The organism is Cobetia sp. (assembly GCF_983723665.1).
The window spans coordinates 1-5,109 of sequence record NZ_CFDJES010000119.1; the positions used below are offsets into that span (position 1 = coordinate 1).

The following is a 5,109-nucleotide window of genomic DNA, read 5'->3' on the forward strand; positions in this document are numbered from 1 at the left end:
GAGTCACATCACAGGCCGCGCGCCATCACCACACTCACCATCAGTGACCCGGCCTGGCAGGCGATGGCGAATGCCAGTGATCCGCGCCTGGCGCCGCTGGGTGCCGCTCACCCGGAGCTGGACGCCCCCGCCGTGCGTCGCCTGTATCGTCTGGCGCGCACTCAGCTCGGGGCGCATGCCCAGCATCCCAGCGCCTATGCCCTGCCACCGGGCTCGAGCGCGCTGCGCACCGCCATCGCCCAGCACCTCAGCCACCACGGCCATCCCTGTGACAGCGACGCCCTGTTGATCAGTCAGGGGGCGCAGCATGGCATGTCCCTGCTGCTCGGCCAGCTGCGTGCCGCCAAGGGCCGCTGTCGGGTCGGCGTCGAAGCGCCGGGCTATTTCGGCATCGTGGCCGCCATTGAAGCCCAGGGCCATCAGGCGATCGCCATCCCTGCCCGCGCGCATCAGGGACTGGATGTCGCGGCGCTCGAGCGCCTGCTCGAACATCATGATGACAAGACGCCCGCCCTGACGCTGGATGCGCTGATCGTGACCGCGGATGGCCACAATCCCCTGGGCGGACAGCTGAGCACGCCAGATCGCCACCGCCTGCTGGCACTGGCGGCCCGCCACGCCATCCTGCTGGTCGAGAACACCACCTTTGCCGAGCTGAGCTTCGATACCCGCCAGCCGTGGCTGGCCGACCTCGCCCACCGCCATGCCGACAGGCCGATGCCTGCGCTGATCAGTCTCGGGTCATTTTCCAAGACGCTGGACCCCCGCACCCGCTGCGGCTGGCTGTGGCTGTCACGGCCCGAGCAGGAGTCCCCACTGGGGCTGCAGGCGATGATTCGGGCGCGCTGGGCCAATGGCATGGGCGACATGCCATGGATGCATGCTGCCCTGAGCGAACTGATCACCAGCGGGGATTACGGCCGCCACGTGCAGCGCATGCGACGCTGCTATGCGAGGCGCCTGGAGCGTCTGCGTGCGCACCTGAGCGCAGCGCTGGGTGACAGCGTCTGGCTGCCGCCACCGAGCGGCGGCTATCTGCAATGGTGTGGCCTGCCCAGCCTTGAGGCGCGCCAGCTTGAGCAGTTGCATCAGGATCTGCTGGACGCAGGCATCGCCACCCTGCCCGGCAGCCTGTTCAATGCCGAACAGTCCGGCCTGCGTCTCAATGCGGCCCAGCTCGGCGAGGAAGTGACGCAGAACGCTGCACGGCCCTCTGACGAGATCCCCCGCCAGCAGGAGATACTGGCGCGCCTCACTGCTCACCTGCAAAAAGCCCTCGCACAGGGCGAGGGCTGATTGAGGTGCGATGTCTGGATTTGCTTATGGCACAGACTTTCAGGCCATGCGCAGCGCCTGCTCGCGGCGGCGCGCCCACATCTGGTTGATCACCAGTGCCGCCACGATGACCGCCCCACCCAGCGCCAGACGCGCCAGGTCGGCGTCGCGGTTCCAGATCAGCAGATTGACCAGCAGACCCGCCGGTACCAGCGCGTTGTTCATGATCGCCAGCGTGCCGGCATCGACCCGCGTCGCGCCCTTGTTCCACAGGAAGTAGCCCAGCCCCGAGGCCACGATGCCCAGCCAGCCCAGCACCACGAAGTGCACCGGCTGCGACGGTAGCTTGTCGGTACTGCCGAACAGCAGGAACATCACGATCACCAGCGCCAGCGCGCCGAGATAGAACCAGCCGAACACATGGCGATGGGCGACATCCGCCGGCAGCTGCGGAGCGACCTGACGATAGGCCACCTGCCCGATGGCAAAGCACAGATTGGCGCCCTGCACGACCGCAAAGCCGAGCCAGAAGCCGTCACTGACCTCGTTGTAGCGAATGATCGCCGCACCCAGCACCGCAATCGCGGCGGTCAGCAGGTAGAATGGCGACAGGCGCTTGTTCATCAGGTCATCGAGCAAGGTGATGTAGATAGGCGTGAAGATGGTGAACAGCAGCACTTCCGGCACGGGCAGCAGCAGGAAGGAGCGATAGAAGAAGATGTACATCAGGCCGAGCTGGATCGCGCCGATGGCCATCAACTGGAAGCGCAGACGACCGCTGATCGCCCGCGGGCGCATGAACGGCGCAAAGATCAGGCACGCCAGCACGATACGCGTCAGTACGGCCAGATAGCTATCGACCTGACCGGACAGATAGACGCCGATCAGGGAAAACGAGAAGGCCCAGAGGGCCGTGACACCAATCAGGTAGGACATGACGAGTAAACTCGGTAGCCAGAAGAAGTTGACACCAATTGTAACCCTCTATGCGCTGCTCGCGCAGATCCGCCGGCTGGATTTTTCGTCACGCTCCGGCCCGGCCTCGCGCAATGCCTGGTCTGGCCAGGGAAGCGGCGAGGTGACGGTCTCTCGAGAAGCCACTGTTCCCCCTCAGGACGGGGCACGACAGGCGGCTCAGCAAGTGGCGGAGAGCGTGGTATTTCTCGAGCAGGGCCAGTTCCAGCTCGAGGGCCAGTCATCCAGCGTCAACTTCCACAACCGCTATCGCTGGCAGCTGACCGCGGATGGCGAGGCACTGTCGCTCAGTCATGAGCGTCGTGGCCGCGATGCCGCCGTCTTCCTGTTCGACCTGGTGGCCGACAGCGCTCGAGGCGAAGACCACTTCGTCAGTCGTGAAGCGCATCTGTGCATCGATGATCTCTACGCCGCCACGCTGGTCATCGTGCGCGATGAGGCGGGCAATGCCCTGGGCTTTGATCTCGACTGGCGCATCACCGGCCCGCGCAAGGATGAACACCTCGCCTACCGCTATCGCTGCTGAGCGCGACCAGCATCTGACATGAGCGCTGATGGCGCATGACGGAACCGCTGGCAGCACATGAAAACGCCGCTGACGAATCACTCCGTCAGCGGCGTTTTTGCTCTGGCAGTCGATACTGACAGTCGATCCTGGCAGCCGATCAGGCCAGCAGACGCACCTTGAACCACTCACCGATCGCCTCGATTTCCTCGAGACACACGGCGTGCGCCATCGGCCAGGTCTGCCATTCCAGCGGATGACCCAGCGCACGCGCACTCTCGGCGCCCGCCTCCCCCAGTGCCAGCGGCACGATATCGTCGTGGGTACCGTGATGGACACTGATGGCCAGGCCCTGATTGGCGGCGCTCGGCGCAATGGTCGCGCTGGTCGCGAAATAGGTCGAGAGCGCCAGCAAGCCGCCCAGCGGACGCTCGCAGCTCAACGCCGCCTCATAGACCACCGCGCCGCCCTGGGAGAAGCCGGCCAGAATGATGCGCTCACTGGCGATGCCCTGGGCGATCTGCTCCTCGATCAAGGCATGCACGTAGGCTGCGGATTCACGCAGCTGCACCTCATCGACGCGCCGCCCGAGATTCATCTCGAGAATGTCGTACCAGGCCGGCATGCGCATGCCGCCATTGACGGTCACGGCCAGCTCCTGTGCATGCGGGAAGACGAAACGCACGCCGTGATTCTCAGGCAGACCCAATGCAGGCACCACGGGCACGAAATCACTGCCGTCAGCACCCAGGCCGTGCAGCCAGATCACGCAGGCATCCGCCTGGGCGCTCGGCTCGATGATCTGAGGGGCACGGTGGCCATGCTGCTGTGATGCGTCACTCATGTTCAGCTCCGGTCGGTAAGAAGGGGAATGCCGCCCAGCCTACCATTGACGCTGGCATCTGCCATGCGATGAGGCTGGCAATCTCACGATGAACAGGCAAATTGCCCTGTCACTCGACGCCCGCCAGCCTCACCGATGCCATAAACGCCATGATGACAGAATATCTTCAGCACCCGTCAATCAAGGGTTCTGTCAATCAAGGGTTCTGGTGCTATTGCAGAATGTCGGCCAGTTCGTTCACATCCTTCACGACATGATCCGGCTTCTTTGACAGCGGGAACAGGGCCTTGCCCGGGCGGGCGATGAACGTGGTCTGCAAGCCCGCCTCCTTGGCGCCCGCGACATCCCAGCCATGTGCCGCGACCATCATGGCTTCCTCGGGTTCGACATCAAGCTTGTCCAGCACCCATTCATAGGAACGCAGGTCCGGCTTGTAGATCTGGATATCTTCAATGCTGTAGCGCGCATCGAAATACGGCAGCAATCCCGCGTGTTCGAACTGCGCCTGGACGCCCTTGTTGGACGAGTTGGTCAGGCTGACGATCTTGTAGCCTTCAGCCTTCAGCTTGGCCAGACCTTCCTTGACATCAGGGTGAGGCGGGAGTGTCAGCAACGGGGTGATGATGGCCTTCTTCGCCTGCTCATCCGTCAGTTCGACACCGTTGTTCTGCGCGACCACCCGCAACGAGGCGACACCGATCTGCCCGAAATCGTGGTAATCCCGAGTCACGGTAGACACCAGAGAATAATGCAGCATGGTCGAGAACCACAGGGGCAGCAGGTCTTCTCTTCCCCCCAGTGCCTCGCCGACGGAACTGCGCATCGAGGCAAGATCCAGCAGCGTTTCATTGACATCGAAGATCAGCACCTTGGGCTTTTCGACGACATCACCCGCCATCACACTCCCTGACATCAAACCAACGCCCAACACCAATGAACCTGCCACTTTCTTGAGTTTTGCGCGCACCATCATGGGCCTCCACTTGATTGATATCATGGCATCCTGCCTCGGGATATCCGACATGCAGGCCGGCAATCAACAACGTTTAATCACCGTTATGCATCATGACACTCATACAGTGAACTGCCGATTAATCCTTACGAATTACCTGGAAAACCCTCAGCATATTGCGGGCATCAAGTAAGGTGCCGTGTACAGAGTCGACCAACCACTTGCTGCGCCCTTGTGGAATCCGGGCATAAAAAAACCCGCCATGGTGGCGGGCAATGAATGTCGGGACAGCGACACCCAGGACAGGAAAGCGTTTGAGAAAGGGTTTTGCCACCAGGTCGTTCTAGAGGGGATGGTGGAGGGTCCCAAAGCCCTTGCTCAAGCGTTCTGCTCACTATCCAAGTGTCTCTACGTCTGGAATATTTCCTTTCGCTCTCCCTGAATTTCGGTAGTCACTGGCTTGCGCATCAGTGCCTACGCCTTCAATCGTCGCTGCGCGGTGATTCAAGCAGCGGCAATCAAATCACAGCGCTTCAATTGTTTCGCAATGACAACTTG

General features: G+C 62.2%; 5 protein-coding genes. 2 read left to right on the plus strand and 3 right to left on the minus strand.

Going from position 1 to position 5,109, the window contains the following annotated elements; genetic code table 11:
• A partial coding sequence (locus AC4FAH_RS11435) for an aminotransferase-like domain-containing protein (protein WP_490246061.1) occupies positions 1 to 1,296 on the plus strand: 1,296 nt, incomplete at its 5' end.
• A gap of 39 nt (positions 1,297 to 1,335) precedes the next feature.
• On the opposite strand, the gene AC4FAH_RS11440 is transcribed toward AC4FAH_RS11435, so the two are convergent.
• Positions 1,336 to 2,211 (minus strand): EamA family transporter, encoded by an 876-nt coding sequence (locus AC4FAH_RS11440; RefSeq protein WP_286987580.1) that lies wholly within the window; start codon positions 2,209 to 2,211, stop codon positions 1,336 to 1,338.
• Between AC4FAH_RS11440 and AC4FAH_RS11445 the strand changes: the two genes are divergently transcribed.
• Positions 2,210 to 2,776 (plus strand): DUF6314 family protein, encoded by a 567-nt coding sequence (locus AC4FAH_RS11445; protein ID WP_286987578.1) that lies wholly within the window; start codon positions 2,210 to 2,212, stop codon positions 2,774 to 2,776. The two genes, AC4FAH_RS11440 and AC4FAH_RS11445, sit on opposite strands and share 2 nt — an antisense overlap.
• Before the next feature lie 139 nt (positions 2,777 to 2,915).
• On the opposite strand, the gene AC4FAH_RS11450 is transcribed toward AC4FAH_RS11445, so the two are convergent.
• Together AC4FAH_RS11450 and AC4FAH_RS11455 are read right to left on the minus strand one after the other, a co-directional pair.
• Complete coding sequence (locus tag AC4FAH_RS11450) at positions 2,916 to 3,599, minus strand: alpha/beta hydrolase (protein WP_213113907.1); 684 nt, start codon at positions 3,597 to 3,599, stop codon at positions 2,916 to 2,918.
• Positions 3,600 to 3,810: 211 nt separating this feature from the next.
• Positions 3,811 to 4,623: a haloacid dehalogenase type II gene (locus tag AC4FAH_RS11455; protein ID WP_490246062.1), complete on the minus strand. Its 813-nt coding sequence runs from the start codon at positions 4,621 to 4,623 to the stop codon at positions 3,811 to 3,813.
• Positions 4,624 to 5,109: the final 486 nt, after the last annotated feature.

Coding starts and splice junctions, on each gene's coding strand:
- AC4FAH_RS11445 (WP_286987578.1), top strand. CDS start 2,210: ATGACGAGTAAACTCGGTAGCCAGAAGAAGTTGACACCAATTGTAACC.
- AC4FAH_RS11440 (WP_286987580.1), bottom strand. CDS start 2,211: ATGTCCTACCTGATTGGTGTCACGGCCCTCTGGGCCTTCTCGTTTTCC.
- AC4FAH_RS11450 (WP_213113907.1), bottom strand. CDS start 3,599: ATGAGTGACGCATCACAGCAGCATGGCCACCGTGCCCCTCAGATCATC.
- AC4FAH_RS11455 (WP_490246062.1), bottom strand. CDS start 4,623: ATGTCGGATATCCCGAGGCAGGATGCCATGATATCAATCAAGTGGAGG.